Below are 18,232 nucleotides of genomic sequence, written 5' to 3' on the forward strand. Positions count from 1 at the left end.
TTTACAAACGGGGAAATGGAAAACTGCAAGTAATTCAAAGTTGGCGGCGCGGGCGACTTCCCCTCTCCCCTTGTGGGAGAGGGTGGCTTGCCGCGAAGCGGCGAGACGGGTGAGGGGTATCCATCGGCACGGACAACTCTCGCGATCTCGACGCGCGGAGAGATACCCCTCATCCGGCGCTTTGCGCCACCTTCTCCCACAAGGGGGGAAGGGATTGCACCTCCCGCGCAGTTACATCGCGCCCTTACGTAAACAACGTCGGCTGCTGGCGCGAGGCGCGCTCCTGCGCTTCCACCACGGCGACCGCGGTCATGTTCAGGATGCCGCGCGCCGTCACCGAGGGGGTGAGGATATGCGCGGGGCGCGCCGGGCCGATCAGGATCGGGCCGACGGGCAGCGCATCCGCCAGCGACTTGATCATCTGATAGGCGACGTTGGCGGTATCCAGGCTCGGCATGATCATGATGTTGGCCTCACCCTCGAGCTTGGAGTGCGGCAGCACCATTTTTCGCGCCGCAGCCGAGAGTGCCGTGTCGCCCTGCATCTCGCCGTCGGCCTCGATCTCCGGATGCTTCTCCTTCAAAAGCTGGGTCGCCCGGCGCATCTTGCGCGAGGAGTCGGTGTCGTAGCTGCCGAAATCCGAGTGCGAGACAAAGGCGATCTTCGGCTTGATGTTGAAGCGCTGGACGTGGACCGCCGCGAGCGAGGCGATCTCGGCCAGCTCCTCCGCGCCCGGATTGGGCCGCACCTGGGTGTCGGCGATGAAGAACGCGCCCTTGGTGGTGATCAGCAGCGCCAGCGCCGCATAGTCGCTGACCCCAGCCGAGAAGCCGACGATCTCACGGACGTGACGCAGATGGTGCATGTAGCGGCCTTCGACGCCGCAGAGCATGGCATCGGCCTCGCCGCGCGTCACCGCGAGCGCGGCGATGACCGTGTTGTTGGTGCGCACCACCGTGCGCGCCGCATCCGGCGTCACGCCGCGGCGGCCGGCGACCTCGACATAGGATTGCACGTAGGAGCGGTAGCGCGGATCGTCCTCGGGATTGACGAGGTCGAAATCCTTGCCGGCCTTGATCGACAGGCCGAAGCGCTTGATGCGCGCCTCCACCACCGAGGGACGTCCGACCAGGATCGGCCGCGCCAGCTTCTCCTCCAGCACCACTTGCGTGGCGCGCAGCACGCGCTCGTCCTCGCCTTCTGCGTAGATCACGCGCACGGGCTGGGTCTTGGCCTTGGCGAACATCGGCTTCATGACGAGGCCGGAGCGGAAAGCGAAGCGCTCGAGCAGCGCGGTGTATTCGTCGAAATTGGTGATGGGGCGCGTCGCGACGCCCGACTCCATCGCCGCCTTCGCCACCGCCGGCGCGATGCGCAGAATCAACCTGGGATCGAAGGGGCTCGGGATCAGCGAGCCCGGGCCGAACCCTTGCGTCTCGCCGGTGTCAAAGCCCTGCGCGACCGCGTCCGACGGCGCCTCGCGCGCCAGCTGCGCGATGGCTTCGACCGCGGCGTGCTTCATCTCCTCGTTGATCGCGCTGGCGCCGACGTCGAGCGCGCCGCGGAAGATGAAGGGAAAGCACAGGACGTTGTTGACCTGATTCGGATAGTCCGAGCGGCCGGTGCAGATCATCGCGTCCGGGCGTACCTTGCGCGCCTCCTCCGGCATGATCTCCGGCGTCGGGTTGGCGAGCGCCATGATCAGCGGCTTGTCGCCCATCGCCTGCGCCATCTCCGGCTTGAGCACGCCGGGCGCCGAGAGGCCGATGAAGATGTCCGCGCCACCGATGACGTCACCCAGCGTGCGCTTGTCGGTCTTCTGGGCATAGACCGCCTTCCAGCGGTCCATCTGCGTGTTGCGGCCGTCATAGACCAGGCCGTCGATGTCGCAGACCCAGATGTTCTTGCGCTGCGCGCCCATCGACACCAGCAGGTTGAGCGTCGCGAGCGCGGCCGCCCCTGCCCCCGATGCCACGATCTTGACGTCGGACAGCTTCTTGCCGTTCAGGCGGAGACCGTTGGTGATGGCGGCGGCGACGATGATGGCGGTGCCGTGCTGGTCGTCATGGAAGACCGGGATCTTCATGCGCTCCTTCAGCCGGCTCTCGATCTCGAAGCATTCCGGTCCGCGGATGTCTTCCAGATTGATGCCGCCGAAGGTCGGCTCGAGCGCGGCCACGGTCTCGACCACGCGGTCGATGGTGTCGGCGGCGATCTCGATGTCGAACACGTCGATGCCGGCGAATTTCTTGAACAGGACCGCCTTGCCTTCCATCACCGGCTTGGAGGCCAGCGGGCCGATATTGCCGAGGCCGAGCACCGCGGTGCCGTTCGAGACCACGGCGACCAGGTTGGCGCGGGTGGTGAGCGAGGCGGCTTCGGCCGGGTTCTTGGCGATCTCGGTGCAGGCGGCAGCGACGCCCGGAGAGTAGGCGAGCGCGAGATCGCGCTGGTTGGCAAGCGGCTTACTTGCCTGGATCTCGAGCTTTCCGGGGCGCGGCAGACGATGGTAGGCGAGCGCCGCCTGGTGGAGATCATCAGAATAGGACGACATGCGGTGTCTCGCCTCGCGTTACCGGCCTCAGAATGCACGATCTGGAGCTGCCGCCCAAGCGGACGATATTTCCGGGCCGTGGAAACGGGATGAAGCACGCCGGGTGGCCCGGTGGCAACATCGGAATGCGCCCCCATCAACAGGCCCCGCTGTCAAATATTTGAAAACCATAGCTTTCCCTGGACCGGGCGACGTTTCGCGAATATGGCAGGTTGCGCGCTGCAACACGAGCAACTGGAGCTGGGAATGAAGCGAATCCTGATCGGCCTGTTCGTGGCAGCCGTGCTCGCGGCGGGCGGATGGTTCGGCTTCAACCTCTATGCCAAGCACCAGGCGACAGCCGAGATCGAGGCGGCGTTCGAGCAGATCCGCGCAAGCGGCGGCAAGGCGAGCCACGGCAAGATCGGGTTCGATCTGATGAGCCGAACGCTGACGATCGAGGACATCGCGGTCGTTCCGGGCAACGAGCCGCAGGCGCAGATCAAGATCGCCGGAATCAAGGGCACCGGCGTCCGACAGATCGACGAGACCCGGTTCTCGGCCGACGGTATCGACATCACGGGTCTCGAAGTCGCGCTGGATCGGATCGGCCCGGCCAAGCTGAAGGCTTCCTACAAGGTCCCGCAACTGACCATGCGCGACTACGCCGGTCCCATTCGCTCCGGCGAGACGCCGGTGAGCGGCTCCCTGGCGGACGTGTACCGCTACGTGCTCGGTCAATATGCGAGCATCACGGCAACCTCGCTCACCGCCCCGACCTTGACGATGGACTTCGATTCCGGCAGCGCCGCGGGCGGCAGCGGCGAGCTCACCTATTCCGGGCTGACGATGCAGAACCTGAAGCATGGCAAGGTCGATGCGATGAAGGCGGACCGCGCCGCGATCTCGATTGACGTGAAGCAGCCAGGCAGGGCGGACAAGCTGACAGGCGAGCTGTCCAACATCATCGTCAACGATTTCGATGCGACCGCGATCATCGCCGCGCTCGATCCAAAGACCAGCAGTGACGAGACCTATCATCGCGTCTACCGGCAAATCTTGGCCGGTCCCTACGCGCTCAAATCGTCGCAGGGGATGCGTATCGATATCGACGGCTTCGTGATGGAGGACATCGACGTGCAACCGTCGAAATTCCGGCTGGCCGAGCGATTTGACGCGCTGCCGCAGGATCAATCGGCTGTTCCGACGCCGGCACAGTCGCGCGAAATGCTGGAGAAGATCGCCGGAATCTATGAGGGTGTTCGCATCGGCAAGGCCGAGGTCAGCAAGATCTCGATCGGCACGCCGCAGGGGACCGGCAAGGTCAACACGATCAGATACCGCGAGAGCGAATTCGCGATCGAGGGCGTCGATACGCCGGCCCCGCAAGGGCAGTTCAAGATGGAGCGCTTCGCGCTGAAGTCGTTCAGCGCTGCACACCTGATGCGCTGGGGGGCGGGCCTCAGCAATCCCGGCGAGGCACCCTCTCCCGACCAGATGCTGGGCCTGTTCCGGGTGTTCGCAGGCGCCGAGATCAAGGGCGTGGTCTCACCGTTCAAGAACACGCGGCAGTTCGTCACCATCGATACGATCAGCCTGGACTGGGGCCAGCTGATCGGATCGATCCCAAGCAAGGCCAACCTGGTCGTGAAGATGGTGACGCCCACCGATCCCACCAGTCCGTCGCAGCGTGCCCTGGTCATTGCCGGCATCGACAAGCTCGCGATCGACCTCGATCTCGGCGCGGCCTGGACGGAGTCCTCCGGCGCGTTTGCGCTGGCACCGGCCACGATCGATCTCGGCAATCTCGCCCGGGCACAGGCGCGCTTCGCGCTCTCCAACGTGCCTCGCGCGGTGTTCACGGCCGATCCGGTGCAGGCCATGAGCGGGGCCCGCCAGATCGAGGCCGGCGCGATCGAGCTCACCTTGCGCGACAGCGGTGTCGTCGACCTGATCGTGGCGCAGTTCTCGCGGATTCAGAATGTCAGCCGCGACGCCGCGCGCAGCGCCATCGTCGAGATGATCAAGGCGCAGGGCGAGAAGTTCGCGGCGTCCAATCTCGATGCCAAGGCGGCGGCAGACGCGCTCGCGGATTTCGTCGCGACCTCGGGGCAGACGCTCACCATCAAGCTGACCCCGCTCGGCAAGGTGCCGCTGGTGCAACTCATGGACGCGCTGAACCACGAGCCGGTCCTCGCGCTGGCACAGTTCAGGATCGAGGCGTCGACGGGATTGTAGGGCGCGGCGGGAACGCACGATCCCACCACCGTCATGGCCGGGCTTGTCCCGGCCATCCACGTTCTTTCCAGCGGCAGCCCAAAAACGTGGATGCCCGGGACAAGCCCGGGCATGACGAATTCGTGGCCCTCTCCCCGCGTGCGGGGAGAGGCGAAGGAGACTCACTTCTGCGGCAAGTTCACCCGCACATGCAGCTCGCGGAGCTGCTTGGTCGTGGCTTCCGAGGGCGCGCCCATCAAGAGATCCATGGCCTGCTGGTTCATCGGGAACAGCGAGATCTCGCGCAGATTGGTGGTGCCGCAGAGCAGCATCACGATGCGGTCGACGCCGGCGGCCATGCCGCCATGCGGCGGCGCGCCGTACTGGAAGGCGCGGTACATGCCGCCGAAGCGGTCGACCACTTCCTGCTCGCCGTAACCTGCGATCTCGAACGCCTTCACCATGGCTTCCGGCACGTGGTTGCGGATGCCGCCCGAGGCGATCTCGTAGCCGTTGCAGGTGATGTCGTACTGGAACGCCTTGATGGTCAGCGGATCCTGGCCCTTCAGCGCGTCGAGACCACCCTGCGGCATCGAGAACGGGTTGTGCGAGAAGTCGACCTTCTTGTCATCCTCGTTGTACTCGTACATCGGGAAGTCGACGATCCAAGCGAGCTCGAACCGCTCCTTGTCGGTGAGATTGAGCTCCTCGCCGACCTTGTTGCGGGCAAGGCCTGAGAACTTCCAGAACTTGTCGGGGTCACCGGCGACGAAGAAGGCGGCATCGCCTTCCTTGGTGCCGAGCTGGGCGCGGATCGCAGCGGTGCGCTCAGGCCCGATGTTGTTGGCAAGGGGACCTGCGCCCTCGCCGCCCTCGCGCCACATGATGTAGCCGAGGCCGGGCTGGCCCTCGCCCTGCGCCCACGAGTTCATGCGGTCGCAGAACGCGCGGCTGCCGCCGCCCGCGGCCGGGATCGCCCAGACCTGGTTCTTGGGGTCTTCGAGCATGCGCGCGAAGACTTTGAAGCCGCTTCCGCGGAAGTGCTCGGAGACGTCCTGCATCTCGATGGGATTGCGCAGGTCCGGCTTGTCGCTGCCGTATTTGCGCAGCGCTTCGGCGAACGGGATGCGGCGCCAGTTCTTGCTGACCGGCTTGCCCTTGGCGAACTCCTCGAATACGCCGGTGATCACAGGCTCCATCGCCGCGAACACGTCTTCCTGCGTGACAAAGCTCATTTCGACGTCGAGCTGGTAGAACTCGCCCGGCAGACGGTCGGCGCGCGGGTCCTCGTCGCGGAAGCAGGGCGCGATCTGGAAGTAACGGTCGAAGCCCGACATCATCAGCAGCTGCTTGTACTGCTGCGGCGCCTGCGGCAGCGCGTAGAATTTTCCCGGATGGATGCGCGAGGGCACCAGGAAGTCGCGCGCGCCTTCCGGCGAGGACGCGGTCAGGATCGGGGTGTTGAACTCGAAGAAGCCCTGCCCCTCCATGCGCCGGCGCATCGACTTGATGATCTCGACGCGCGTCATGATGTTCTGGTGCAGCTTTTCGCGGCGCAGATCGAGGAAGCGGTACTTCAGGCGGATGTCTTCAGGATATTCCTGGTCGCCGAACACCGGCAGCGGCAGGTCGCCGGCCGGGCCCAGCACCTCGATCTCGCTGACATAGACCTCGACCTTGCCGGTCGGCAGGTCGTCATTGTCGGTGCCCTCGGGGCGACGGCGGACCTTGCCGTCCATCTTGACCACGAATTCCGAGCGCAGCTTTTCGGCCAGCGAGAACGCCGGCGAGTCCGGATCGACCACGCACTGGGTCAGGCCGTAATGGTCGCGCAGGTCGATGAACAGCACGCCGCCATGGTCGCGAACGCGATGGACCCAGCCCGAGAGGCGGATGGTCTCGCCGATGTTGCTCTCGCGGAGCGCGCCGCATGTATGTGACCGGTAGCGATGCATGGTCGTCCCAAAATCAATGTCGGAGGAAGCGAATCGGACGGCCTGAAACGACCGGTCCGAAGTTGCGGCAGGGTTTACCCGACGAGGCCCAAAGCAGCAACCCGAGCCGGCAACCAAGGGAACGACCTGATTTGGCGCCGAAACGGCCATTTTTGACCTATCGGGGCTCAAGCCTTTGCCATCAGGCGTTCCCCGCCTATCTTTATGGCCATGACCGTCCATTTCCCCTTCCAGAACTCCTATTCGGCGCTGCCGGACAGCTTCTTTGCCCGCGTCGCGCCGACCCCGGTGGCCGCGCCCCGGCTGATCAAGCTGAACCGGCCGCTGGCGGTCCAGCTCGGGCTCGATCCCGATATGCTGGAAACCCCGGAAGGTGCCGAGATCCTGGCCGGAAAGACGGTTCCGCCCGGAGCCGATCCGATTGCCATGGCCTATGCCGGCCACCAGTTCGGGCAATTCGTGCCCCAGCTCGGCGACGGAAGGGCGATCCTGCTTGGCGAGGTCATCGACAAGGATGGCGTCCGCCGCGACATCCAGCTCAAGGGATCTGGCCCCACCCCATTCTCCCGCCGCGGCGACGGCCGCGCCGCGCTCGGGCCGGTCTTGCGCGAATACATCGTCAGCGAAGCGATGTTCGCCCTGGGCATCCCGACCACCCGCTCGCTCGCCGCCGTCGTCACCGGCGAGCATGTCATCCGCGAGACCGCACTGCCCGGCGCGGTGCTGACGCGTATTGCCGCGAGCCACATTCGCGTCGGCACCTTCCAGTTCTTCGCGGTCCGCCGCGACACCGATGCGATCCGCCGGCTCGCCGATCATGTCATCACGCGGCACTATCCGGACCTGCTTCATGCTGAGCGGCCCTATCACGCCCTGCTCGCGGCCGTCGTCGCGCGCCAGGCCGAGCTTGTCGCGCGCTGGCTGCTGGTCGGCTTCATCCATGGCGTCATGAACACCGACAACACCTCCATCTCCGGCGAGACCATCGACTACGGCCCCTGCGCCTTCATGGACGCCTACAATCCCGCACAGGTGTTCTCGTCGATCGACGAGATGGGCCGCTATGCCTATGCCAACCAGCCGCGCATCGCGTTGTGGAATCTGACGCGCCTCGCCGAATGCCTGCTGCCGTTGTTCTCGGACGAGCAGGAGAAGGCGGTCGCGGAGGCCCAGGACATTCTCGGCGCCTTTGCCGAGACGTTCAGCGCGGCCTATCAGACCGGCCTGCGCAAGAAGGTCGGCCTGTTCACGGACCGCGACGGCGACGAAGCCCTGATCCAGGACCTGCTCGAGGCCATGGCCAGGAACCAGGCCGACTTCACCCTCACCTTCCGCAAGCTCGGCGAGGCCGCAGGCGATGACGCCGCCGACGCCCGCGCGCAGTTCATGGATCCCACGGCGTTCGACGAGTGGGCCAAACGCTGGCGCGAGCGCACCGCGCTGGAGCCGCAGAGCGCGGCCGAGCGGCAAGCGGCCATGCACGCCGTCAACCCGGTCTTCATCCCGCGCAACCACCGCGTCGAGGCCGTGATCCAGGCGGCGGTGAATGACGACAACTACGCGCCGTTCGAGGAGCTGGTGAAGGTGCTGGCGAAGCCGTTCGAGGACCAGCCGGAGTACATCGCCTACGCCGATCCGCCGCTGCCGGATCAACGGGTGTTGCAGACGTTCTGCGGCACGTGAGGCAAACTCGGTGCGTAGGGTGGATTAGCCGAAGGCGTAATCCACCACTTGTCTCACCAAGCGGAAAGTAAAGAGGTGGATTACGCTTTGCTAATCCACCCTACCAGCTGTAGCGATCAACGCGTCCGCTCGCCGAACTCGCCAGCCATCTTGACGTCGCCACCCCAATCCTCCGGAAACAATCCGGCGCGGACATCGCGATGAAACGACGAATACGGCCAGTTGCACACCTTCGAGACGTGCCCGTGCTTGACGGGATTGTAGTAGCAATACCCAACGTGCCGGGCGTAGTCGGCTTCGTCTCGGATCAGATGCTCCCAGAACCGGCGTTGCCAGATGCCGCGTTCGTTGCGCGCGGCGCGGACCGCGCTCAGCCGCTCGTCCGCTGGCAACGCTTTGGCAAACCGCGTTTTGATCAACCGCCAACGAACCGAGAAATTGGCGTCCCCCGGCGGCAGCCTCCAGATTGCATGGAGATGATCCGGTAGAACCACAAAAGCATCGATCTCGAAGGGATAGCTCCGGCGTGTTGCAGCGACCGCGTCGCGCAGGATTTCGATCTGATCGATCAAAAGAGCCTTCCGACGATCGAGCAGGTTCACAGTGAAGAACCAGCATCCTCCGGGAACGAACGCGCGGCGGTAGTCGGACATGAACCATGAATAGCACAACTTGAAGTTGGCTTACAGCGGTGGATTACGCCTTCGGCTAATCCACCCTACGCCATGCCAACTGTGGACACGGGAACCGCTGTCATCAAACTGAAACACATGCGCTCTAACGGGCTGCCAAGGTCGTCCTACCGGAGGCGCCCATCCTCAAGACAGTCCCGACAAAGCGCGCCATGCCATTCAAATTCATCCACATCACCGACACGCATCTGGCGAACCCCGGGCTGAAGCTCTATGGGCTCGATCCGCGCGCCCGGCTCGATGCCGCCGTCGCCGACATCAACAAGCATCAATCCGACGCTGCGTTTGCGGTCGTGACCGGCGACCTCACCCATTGGGGCGAGCCTGACTCCTACGCCAATTTCGCCGAGGCGATGTCTGCGCTGAAAATGCCGTACATCGCCATGGTCGGTAATCACGACAAGCGCGTCGCCTGCCTCGACGGCCTTCGGTCCGCGCCGCGCGATCCCAACGGCTTCGTGCAGGGCACGCGGACGACCGAGCACGGCCTGTTCGTTTTCCTCGACACCCTGGACGAGACCAGCCACGCCGGCGAGATGTGCGAAAAGCGCCTCAACTGGCTCGCCGGCACGCTGGCTGCGGCGCCGGACGACATGCCATTCGTCGTGTTCATGCACCATCCGCCGTTCCCGGTCGGCGTCCACGCGATGGACGAGATCGCGCTGAAGCAGAGCGCCGAATTCGCCGAGGTGATCGCGCCGTATCGTTCGCGCATCCGCCACCTGTTCTTCGGCCATGTGCACCGGCCGATCTTCGGCAGCTACGGCAAGATCCCGTTCTCGACGCTGCGCGGCACCAACCACCAGGTCTGGTTCGAGCTTGATGCTGCCGCCACCGACCATCTCGCAAGCCACGAGCCGCCGGCTTACGGCGTCGTGCTGATCGACCAGGAGAACCTGGTCGTGCACAGCCACGACTTCCTCGACCAGAGTCTGCGCTTCCCCTTCGAGCCGCCCGCGGGCGTGGACGGCCGCGACTATGCGCTCAACTTTCCGGCGCGGTGAGATGAGCCTCGCTGAACCCGCGGCTCTCCCGGTCGCGGCATCGGCGCCGCCGCGCCTCAACGTCCTGAAGCGGTTCTCTCACCGCTTCAAAGCCTCGCTGCCGGCCTATCTGCTGCTGCTGCCCTCGCTCGTCTTCCTCGCGCTGTTCACCTATGGCGCGATGGGCCGCGTCATCATCGACGCGCTGTATCAGCGCGCGACGCCCAAGGCGCCGGTACGCTTCGTCGGGCTCGAGAACATCCACGCGGTGCTGGCCGACCCCGCCTTCACCGGCGCGGTCGTCAACAATCTGATCTACGCCATCGGCACGGCGGTCCCGAGCATCGCGCTTGCGCTCCTGTTCGCGCTGGCGCTGGCGCGCACCAATGCCGTGACCAGCGCGCTGCGCGCCGCGCTGTTCCTCCCCGTGCTGATCCCGATGGTCGCGGCCTCCGCGCTGTTCCTGTTCATCTTCCTGCCCAATGTCGGCCTGCTCGACTACTATATCGGCCGGCTGCTGCCGGTGCTGCCGAACTGGCTCGGCGATCCCGATATCGCGCTGTACGCGATCATGGTCATCACGATCTGGAAGAACGCCGGCTATTACATGCTGTTCTTCCTCGCTGGCCTGCAGTCCGTGTCCGAGGATGTCATGGAGGCCGCGCATCTCGATGGCGCGGGGCCTTGGCAGCGCTTCCGGCACATTACTCTGCCGGAGCTCAAGCCCACCTTCCTGTTCGTGATCGTGATCGCCACGCTCAACGCGGTGACGCAGGTCGACCACGTCTTCGTCATGACCAAGGGCGGGCCGTCGAACGCCACCAACCTCGTGCTGTTCTACGTCTACCAGCAGGCGGTCGAGCATTACGACGTCGGCAAGGCCTCGGCAGCGACGCTGCTGACGCTCGCCGCCCTGATGGGCCTCACCGCGCTCTCGTTCCGCACCATGGCGAACCGCGAGGGCGGGCCATGAAGCTGATCGACGCGCTGTGGAAGGACGCCCCGCTCGCGACCCGCCGCGAGATCACGCCCAAGCTCGGCTTCCTGCTGACCGCGCTGCTCGCGCTGGTCTGGCTGATCCCGTTCCTGTGGATGGGCGTGGCGACGCTGCGCCCGGCCTCCGACGGCATCAACCTGATGGCCGAGCTGATGCCGAGCCTGAAGCCCACGCTCGACAACATCAGGGATGCCTGGGAGATCGGTGATTTCCCGCGCTACTTCCTCAACACCACGATCATCTGCACCGGCATCCTCCTGGTGCAGTTCGTCACGATCACGCTGGCAGGCTTCGCCTTCGCCCGGCTCGACTTCGCCGGCAAGACGCTGATCTTCTATTTGTTCCTGATGCAGCTGATGCTGGTGCCGGTGCTGCTGATCGTGCCGAATTTGCGCATCGTCGCGCAGTTCGGTCTCTACGACACGCTCGCCGGCGTGATGATGCCGTTCTTCGCCTCCGCCTTCGGCACCTTCCTGATGCGGCAGGCCTTCGAGGCGATACCGACCGAGCTGGAAGACGCCGCTCTGATCGATGGCGCGAGCCTGTTCCAGCGCATCCGCCACATCTACGTGCCGCTGTCGCTGCCGAGCTTCTCGGCCTTTGCGATCATCTCCGTGACCAGCCACTGGAACGACTTCCTGTGGCCGCTGATGGTGATCAATTCGCCGGACAAGCGGCCGCTCACGGTTGGCCTGTCCGTCTTCACCGCCACGGCGGAGGGCACGCAGGCCTGGGGCACCATCGCCGCCGGCACGCTGATGGTGATCGCGCCCCTGCTCATCACCTTCCTGATCTTCCAGAAGCGCTTCATCAGCTCTTTCGTCACCTCAGGCATCAAATAGGAGATTTCTCGATGCTGTTTACCCGCAGGCTCATGCTGGGCCTTGCCATGGCAGGTTCTATGGCTGGCGCCCTCGCCGTCCCGGCGATGGCCGAAGGTCCGACCGAGATCGACCTGTTCTTCCCTGTGCCCGTCGACGGCAAGCTCGCCCGCGACATGGGCACCTTGATCAAGGAGTTCAACGAGACCCATCCCGCGGTCAAGGCGACCGCCGTCTACACCGGCTCCTATGACGACACGCTGATCAAGACGCGCGCGTCGATCAAGGCCGGCAAGCCGCCGGCCGCCGTGATCATGTCGGCGAACTTCCTGCTCGACATGCAGATCGAGAACGAGCTCACCAACCTCGATCCCCTGATCGCCGCCGACGGCACCACCAAGGACCAGTTCCTTGGCCAGTTCTTCCCGGCGCTGCAGGGCAACGCGGTGATCAACCGCTCGGTCTACGGCGTTCCCTTCCACAATTCGACGCCGCTGCTCTACATCAACGCCGACAAGGCCAAGGAAGCGGGCCTCGATCCGAACAACCCGCCGCAGACCTGGGCCGAGCTCACCGACTGGGCGAAGAAGCTTACCAAGCGCGAGGGCGACAAGGTGACCCAGTGGGGCATCGCGATCCCCTGCGCCTACGACTATTGCGGCTGGATGATGGAAACGCTCACCATGACCAATGGCGGGCGCTACTACAACGAGGAGTTCGGCGGCGAAGTCTATTACGACACGCCCTCGATGCTGGGCGCACTGACCTGGTGGAACGACCTCGTCTACAAGCACAAGGTCCACGCGCCCGGCGCCACGCCCGGTCCTGCCGTCAGCACCTCCTTCATCTCCGGCAACGCCGCGATGATGATGCTCTCGACGGGCTCGCTCACCTACGTGCGCGACAACGCCAAGTTCGCCTACAAGGTCGCGTTCATCCCGCGCAACGTCCGCAATGCCGTTCCGATCGGCGGCGCCTCCCTGATCGTCCCGGCCGGCCTCGAGGCCGACAAGCAGAAGGCCGCCTGGACGCTGATCAAGTGGATGACCTCGCCCGAGAAGAGCGCCTGGTGGAGCCGCGCCACCGGCTACTTCGCGCCCAACATGGCCGCCTACAAGACGCCCGAGATGGTCGACTTCCTCAACAAGAACCCGGACGCCAAGACCGCCGTCGAGCAGCTCGACGTCGCAAAGCCCTGGTTTGCGACCTACAAGACCGTCCCCGTCCGCAAGAACCTCGAGGACGAGGTCATGCTGGTCCTCAACGGCAAGAAGCAGCCGAAGGAAGCCCTCGCCGCCGCCCAGAAGGCCGCGGATGAGACGCTCAAGCCGTACAATGCGGAGACCTCGCTGAAGCTGCCGTAAGGCCGCCGTTCGCAAACGAATGTCGGCGCTCCGCCCCGCGGGGCGCCGACATCATTTCGAGGCCTCGATCGCGTCAGTTACGCTTGCCGTCGAGCCTGAACACCATCTGCGTCGGACGCACGAACCGCAATGCGACCAGGAGCACGGCCATCACCGTGCACATGTAGATGACGGCCATCGCGTCGATGGAATAGACCGGCCGGACGCCGCCTGCGAAGACGTTGTAGTACAGCGCGACGACCAGGGTCTGCGAGCCGCCTCCGGCGAGCAGGAATGCCAGCTCGAAGTTCGAGATGGTGTTGACGAGAACGAGCAGGCCCGCCGTCAGAATGCCCGGCAGCATCAACGGCAGCAGGATGCGGCGGAAAATCTGCATCCGGCTCGCTCCGAGCATCTGCGCCGACCATTCCAGGTTCAGGCTGATCTGCTCGAAGAACGGCAGCAGGATGAACACGGCCAGCGGAACCATGGGGACGAGCACGGCGAGAATGACGCCCAACACGGTGCCGCCCACGCCGAACCCATAGAGCGTCGTGGCGAGCGGAATGCCGTAGGTCATCTGCGGGATCAGCAGCGGCAGGAAATAGAGCAGCAGCAGGACCGGCTTGGCGTTGAAATTCCGTCGGGCCAGGACGTAAGCCGCCGGAAAGCCGATCGCCAGCGCGATGAACACGACGGCCAGCGCGATGAACAGCGTGATGAAGAGAACGTGCGAGAGCTCGAACTCCCGCCAGGCGTAGGTGAACCAGTCGGTCGTGAAGGCCGGCGGCAGCGGCTTGCCGAACCAGCGCTTGGCGAACGAGCTCACGACGACATGCGTCACGATTCCCAGCAGGTTGAGGATGAACCCGAGCAGGAACAGGTAAATCGCCAGTTTCCACATCCGTCCACGCATTGGCGCCCCCTCAGCGTTTGCCGACGCCCATGGTCGTCGCGATGGTCATGCGACGGCGCACCAGCACGATGACCACCAGCGCCGCGAGCTGGCAGAGCCCCATGATGACCGCGATCGCGGACGCGTAGGACATGTCATATTGCTCGAAGGCCTGCTGATAGGCCGCGATCGAGATCGTCCGCGTCGAGCCGGCCGGCTGGCCGACCATCACCGCGGACGGAAACACGGCAAAGCTCATCACGAAGACAAGCGCGAACGCGATGATCAGGCCCGGCGCGATCAGCGGGAACATGACGCGGCGGAAGATGGTCCAGGGCCCTGCGCCCAGCATGCGGGCGGAGCTTTCCAGGCTGGGGTCGATGCCGGAGATGTAGCCGAGCAGCATCAGGAAGCAGAACGGGAAGTTCTGCATGAACAGCGAGAAGGTGACGCCGATGGAATTATGCGTCAGCTCGAGCGGATTCTGGATCAACCCGACGGCAAGCAGCAACTGGTTGAGCCAGCCATTGTGACCGTAAAAGCCGAGGATGCCTTCCGACAGGAAGACGACACCGAGCGAGATCGGCAGAACGAGGATGGTCGTGATGGTGCGCTCGAACCAGATGCCACGCCGCATCCCGTAGGCGAGGAACAGCGCGACCAGGACGACAGCGATTGTCGTCGGCAACGCCAGCATGAAGGTCGTCTTGATCGTATTGTACTGGTAGGCGTCGTTGAAGAACGCGACATAATTCGAGAACATGCCGGCATCGCGCTTCTTCGGCTGCAGGCTGATGTAGATCCCGTACAGGAACGGGTAGACGAACATCGCGAGCACATAGAGCAGCGACGGCACGAGGCAGAGGATCGCGACGAGGTCGAGTTCGCTGCGGGAATCGAAGCGGATGCGTGCCACGATCTCTCCCCCTCACTCGCGCCGCAGCAGCACGAACTTGTCCGCCGGCAAAGTCAGATCCAGCGTCTCGCCCAGGGTGAGCTTCTCCAGCGAGCGAATCCAGAGCCGCGCGCCGCCATCGAGCGCGATCTCGGCCTCCTGCTCGCGGCCGAGATATTCGACCAGCTCGACCTTGCCGCGCACGGCATTGATGCCGTCGGCAACCTTGCCGAGACGCACGTCCTCCGGCCGGATCGCCAGCACGGCGTCCCCACCCGGGCGAAAGCCGTCCCTGGCCCGGGCCTGCAAGGTCTGGCCCCTGAAACCCGCATCGATCATGCCGCCGGCTTCCGAACCGAGCGTCACATCGAAGAAGTTTCGAAACCCCATGAAGTCGGCCACGAACACATTGCTGGGATGGTCATGGATCTCTTGCGGCGTGCCCACCTGCATGAGCACGCCTTCGCGCAGCACGACGATCCGGTCGGAGAGCGACAGCGCTTCAGCCTGATCATGGGTGACGTAGATCGAGGTCAGGCCAAGCCGTGCGTGCAGCTGCTTGATCTCGGCACGCATCTCGACGCGGAGCTTTGCATCGAGGTTGGACAGCGGCTCGTCGAACAGCATCAGGCGCGGATGCAGCACCAGCGCGCGCGCGATGGCGACGCGCTGCTGCTGCCCACCGGAGAGCTGGCCGGGATAGCGGTCTTCATAGCCGGCAAGACGCACCAGACCCAGCATTTCACGCACGCGCCGGTCTATTTCCGCAGAGGGGCGCTTCTGCAACGAGAGGCCGAACGCGACGTTGCCGAACACCGTCAGATGCGGAAACAGCGCGTAATTCTGGAACACCATGCCGAAGCCGCGCTTTTCAGGCGGCACGTCATCGATCCGGCGTCCGTTAAGGTGGATCTCGCCGTCGCTTGGCGGCACGAGCCCCGCGATGATGCCGAGCGCCGTGGACTTTCCGCACCCGCTTGGCCCGAGAAAGGTGACGAATTCGCCGCCACCGATCGCCAGCGGAAAGCGGTCGAGCACGACCTTGCCGCCATAGCGCTTGGTGATCGACATCACGAGCTTATCAATGGAATCGGCCATTCCCTGCCCCGCATACGCGCGCGAGGGCCGCGCTTCGCGTGCCCCTCGCGTCCTGGTCCCGGTTCTTGTTATTTCTTGACCTGGTCGGCACCGACCTCGCGGTCCCACCGTTCCATCGCGTAGCTCAGCTCGGTCACGCCGAGCGGAGGCGACACTTTCCACTTGGTCCCGATCTCATCGTACTCGGAACGCCAAAACTCCTTCACCTCGTCCTGGATGTCCTTGGGCGCCGATGCCAGGGTCGCGGCCTTCACGACCGGCCCGATGAAAGCCTTCCAGGTGAGCGCCTGCTGCTCCGGCTTCCACATGAACTTCATGAGGTCGACGATGATGTCGACCTGCTCCTGCGGAACACCCTTCGGGATGCACCAATAGTGACCGTCGACCACGAACGTGGTGTTCTCCAGGATCGCGATCTTCGAATCCGGCGGGATCACGCTCTGCGCGCGGGGCTTCATGTCCCATTCCATGATCCCGGCGATCATCCAGCGCTGTCCCTGCGCAAATTCCTTCAGGGTGATCGCGGTGCCGGTCGGATAATATTCGACGGACTTGCCGAGCTCCTTCAGGAAATCCCAGCTCTTGTCCCAGCCCTTCTCGGGATCGAGCGGCTTGGAATCCCCGAGAATGAAGGCAAAGCCCTGCAGCATCGCGCGGCCCGGCCCACTGTTCGCCGGGCGTGCATACATGAACTTACCCGGGTTCGCCTTCACCCACGACAGCAAGTCCTGTGCGGTCTTCGGCGGGCTCGGCACCTTGGCGGGATTGTAGATCAGCACGGGACCGCCGGCATTGCCGACGGACGGAATGAGAAAGCCCTTGCCCTCGTCGTAAAGCGCCTTGCCCGCATCGGTGAGACCATCGCGCGGAAAGCTCTTCTGATAGTCGGGGATGGCGATGAGCTGTCCGTTCTGGGCGAGCAGCGAGCCGCCGTCCTGCCCGGTCAGCACCAGGTTGATGTCGAGGCGTCCGGCATCCTGCTGCGCCTTGATCTTGGCCGGAAGCTCCGGCGCCGGCGCGCGCTGGATCTTGATCTCGCTGACCTTGTCCGGATTGGCCTTCTTGTAGTTCTCGATGATGGTCTGGACCGAGGCGAGATCGCCGCCGGTATCGATGATCGAAAGACTGATCGGAGCGGCAAGGGCTCCGCTGCAAAAAGCCGATCCCATCAAGGCGGCGGCCACCAAGGTCGCGGACCTCATCCTCATTCTCGCCTCCCACGCGCTTTATTTCTTGTTTGACTTGTTATTTATTTGTAAGGCGAGCATCGACGAAATTATTGCTGGTTGTCAAGTCGCCTGTTCTGCAGCGGCTTCGAACTGCGGCCAAGCGCCTCGATGCGCGAACTGAGATGTCAAAAACTTGTCTGGCGGAGCCGGAGTTGAAAAAGCCTGCGATGAAATCCGCGGAGTTGCCGCTCTCCTCCTCGACCGGACGATTGAGCGACCGGATCTACGACCACGTACTGGGCCAGATCGCGATCGGCATCCTTCCCGTGAACTGCCGGCTGCCGCCGGAAAACGGCCTTGCTGAACTTCTCGGCGTCTCGCGTCCCGTCGTTCGCGAGGCGCTGACGCGACTGCGCGATGACGGGCTGATCGCATCACGCCAGGGCGCGGGCTGGTTCGTGACCCGGCGCCCAGCCGCCAATGCCTTCGAATTCGCGCCCGTCAGCAGCATCCCGGACATCCAGCGCTGCTTCGTCTTCCGCATGGCCGTCGAGGGCGATGCCGCCGCCCTCGCCGCGCGCAACCGCGACAGGCAAGGTCTGCGCCGGATCCAGCAGGTCCTGACCAAGCTCGACACGATGGTCGCGCAGGGGCGCGAGGGCGGCCTCGGCGTCGAGGAGGACCTGCTGTTCCACCGCACCATCGCCGAGGCGAGCGGCAACCGGTTCTTTGTCGAGACGCTGACCTCGCTACGGGAGCAGATCGCGATCGGCGTCAACCTGAACCGCAACCTCTCGCTCATTCAGCCGCGCGGCCGCATCCTCAGAGGCCAGCAGGAGCACCGCCGCGTGTTCGAGGCCATCGAGGCTGAAGACGAAGAAGGCGCGCGTCGTGCCATGCGCACGCATATCGAGAACGCGCGAAAGAGGATCTTCGAGGGAGGCTGATCGC

At 64.5% G+C, this 18,232-nt stretch carries 14 protein-coding genes; 7 read left to right on the forward strand and 7 right to left on the reverse strand.

Annotated features, from left to right (window positions below; genetic code table 11):
• Positions 1–244 precede the first annotated feature (244 nt).
• Entirely contained in the window at positions 245–2,554 is a 2,310-nt protein-coding gene (locus QA642_RS27205; protein ID WP_283079597.1) for an NADP-dependent malic enzyme, read from the reverse strand.
• Positions 2,555–2,800: 246 nt separating this feature from the next.
• Here QA642_RS27205 and QA642_RS27210 point away from each other — a divergent pair, with 246 nt between their 5' ends.
• Entirely contained in the window at positions 2,801–4,771 is a 1,971-nt protein-coding gene (locus QA642_RS27210) for a hypothetical protein (protein WP_283079598.1), read from the forward strand.
• 161 nt (positions 4,772–4,932) lie between these two features.
• Here QA642_RS27210 and aspS read toward each other — a convergent pair whose 3' ends face one another.
• A complete protein-coding gene (aspS, locus tag QA642_RS27215) occupies positions 4,933–6,705 on the reverse strand; it encodes an aspartate--tRNA ligase (protein WP_283079599.1) in 1,773 nt (590 codons plus the stop codon).
• Positions 6,706–6,915: 210 nt separating this feature from the next.
• Between aspS and QA642_RS27220 the strand changes: the two genes are divergently transcribed.
• Positions 6,916–8,388 carry a protein adenylyltransferase SelO gene (locus QA642_RS27220; RefSeq protein WP_283086990.1) on the forward strand — a complete coding sequence of 491 codons (1,473 nt, stop codon included), beginning with the start codon at positions 6,916–6,918 and terminating at the stop codon, positions 8,386–8,388.
• A gap of 116 nt (positions 8,389–8,504) precedes the next feature.
• Here the strand turns inward: QA642_RS27220 and QA642_RS27225 are convergent, their stop codons facing one another.
• The gene (locus QA642_RS27225) at positions 8,505–9,041 is read right to left on the reverse strand and encodes a transposase (protein WP_283079600.1); all 537 of its coding nucleotides are present in this window, start codon (positions 9,039–9,041) and stop codon (positions 8,505–8,507) included.
• A 191-nt stretch (positions 9,042–9,232) separates the two neighbouring features.
• On the opposite strand from QA642_RS27225, the gene QA642_RS27230 reads away from it, so the two are divergent.
• The 4 genes from QA642_RS27230 to QA642_RS27245 are packed head-to-tail and all read left to right on the forward strand — an operon-like array spanning position 9,233 to position 13,245.
• Positions 9,233–10,084, forward strand: coding sequence for a phosphodiesterase (locus tag QA642_RS27230; RefSeq protein ID WP_283079601.1), 852 nt, complete (start codon positions 9,233–9,235; stop codon positions 10,082–10,084).
• A gap of 1 nt (position 10,085) precedes the next feature.
• Positions 10,086–11,036 (forward strand): sugar ABC transporter permease, encoded by a 951-nt coding sequence (locus QA642_RS27235; RefSeq protein ID WP_283079602.1) that lies wholly within the window; start codon positions 10,086–10,088, stop codon positions 11,034–11,036.
• Positions 11,033–11,902, forward strand: coding sequence for a carbohydrate ABC transporter permease (locus QA642_RS27240; RefSeq protein WP_283079603.1), 870 nt, complete (start codon positions 11,033–11,035; stop codon positions 11,900–11,902). Before QA642_RS27235 ends, QA642_RS27240 begins: the two co-directional genes overlap by 4 nt.
• Positions 11,903–11,913: 11 nt before the next feature.
• Positions 11,914–13,245 (forward strand): ABC transporter substrate-binding protein, encoded by a 1,332-nt coding sequence (locus tag QA642_RS27245; protein ID WP_283079604.1) that lies wholly within the window; start codon positions 11,914–11,916, stop codon positions 13,243–13,245.
• Positions 13,246–13,318: 73 nt separating this feature from the next.
• On the opposite strand, the gene QA642_RS27250 is transcribed toward QA642_RS27245, so the two are convergent.
• The 4 genes from QA642_RS27250 to QA642_RS27265 form a co-directional block, all read right to left on the reverse strand.
• Positions 13,319–14,140 carry an ABC transporter permease subunit gene (locus QA642_RS27250; RefSeq protein ID WP_283079605.1) on the reverse strand — a complete coding sequence of 274 codons (822 nt, stop codon included), beginning with the start codon at positions 14,138–14,140 and terminating at the stop codon, positions 13,319–13,321.
• A 10-nt stretch (positions 14,141–14,150) separates the two neighbouring features.
• On the reverse strand, positions 14,151–15,035 hold the full coding sequence (locus QA642_RS27255) for a sugar ABC transporter permease (protein WP_283079606.1): 885 nt from the start codon (positions 15,033–15,035) through the stop codon (positions 14,151–14,153).
• Between the two features lie 12 nt (positions 15,036–15,047).
• Positions 15,048–16,112, reverse strand: coding sequence for an ABC transporter ATP-binding protein (locus QA642_RS27260; RefSeq protein WP_283079607.1), 1,065 nt, complete (start codon positions 16,110–16,112; stop codon positions 15,048–15,050).
• 68 nt (positions 16,113–16,180) lie between these two features.
• Complete coding sequence (locus QA642_RS27265) at positions 16,181–17,320, reverse strand: extracellular solute-binding protein (protein WP_283079608.1); 1,140 nt, start codon at positions 17,318–17,320, stop codon at positions 16,181–16,183.
• Positions 17,321–17,493: 173 nt separating this feature from the next.
• Here QA642_RS27265 and QA642_RS27270 point away from each other — a divergent pair, with 173 nt between their 5' ends.
• Positions 17,494–18,228: a FadR/GntR family transcriptional regulator gene (locus tag QA642_RS27270; protein WP_283079609.1), complete on the forward strand. Its 735-nt coding sequence runs from the start codon at positions 17,494–17,496 to the stop codon at positions 18,226–18,228.
• The last annotated feature ends 4 nt before the right edge of the window (positions 18,229–18,232 follow it).

The sequence above is a fragment of the Bradyrhizobium sp. CB2312 genome, from assembly GCF_029714425.1.
Lineage (GTDB): Bacteria > Pseudomonadota > Alphaproteobacteria > Rhizobiales > Xanthobacteraceae > Bradyrhizobium.

Bases quoted from the DNA above. Each gene is read 5' to 3' on its own strand.
- QA642_RS27235 (WP_283079602.1), top strand. From the start codon at position 10,086: ATGAGCCTCGCTGAACCCGCGGCTCTCCCGGTCGCGGCATCGGCGCCG.
- QA642_RS27245 (WP_283079604.1), top strand. From the start codon at position 11,914: ATGCTGTTTACCCGCAGGCTCATGCTGGGCCTTGCCATGGCAGGTTCT.
- QA642_RS27210 (WP_283079598.1), top strand. From the start codon at position 2,801: ATGAAGCGAATCCTGATCGGCCTGTTCGTGGCAGCCGTGCTCGCGGCG.
- QA642_RS27230 (WP_283079601.1), top strand. From the start codon at position 9,233: ATGCCATTCAAATTCATCCACATCACCGACACGCATCTGGCGAACCCC.
- QA642_RS27265 (WP_283079608.1), bottom strand. From the start codon at position 17,320: ATGAGGATGAGGTCCGCGACCTTGGTGGCCGCCGCCTTGATGGGATCG.
- QA642_RS27240 (WP_283079603.1), top strand. From the start codon at position 11,033: ATGAAGCTGATCGACGCGCTGTGGAAGGACGCCCCGCTCGCGACCCGC.
- QA642_RS27260 (WP_283079607.1), bottom strand. From the start codon at position 16,112: ATGGCCGATTCCATTGATAAGCTCGTGATGTCGATCACCAAGCGCTAT.
- QA642_RS27205 (WP_283079597.1), bottom strand. From the start codon at position 2,554: ATGTCGTCCTATTCTGATGATCTCCACCAGGCGGCGCTCGCCTACCAT.
- QA642_RS27220 (WP_283086990.1), top strand. From the start codon at position 6,916: ATGACCGTCCATTTCCCCTTCCAGAACTCCTATTCGGCGCTGCCGGAC.
- aspS (WP_283079599.1), bottom strand. From the start codon at position 6,705: ATGCATCGCTACCGGTCACATACATGCGGCGCGCTCCGCGAGAGCAAC.
- QA642_RS27225 (WP_283079600.1), bottom strand. From the start codon at position 9,041: ATGTCCGACTACCGCCGCGCGTTCGTTCCCGGAGGATGCTGGTTCTTC.
- QA642_RS27250 (WP_283079605.1), bottom strand. From the start codon at position 14,140: ATGCGTGGACGGATGTGGAAACTGGCGATTTACCTGTTCCTGCTCGGG.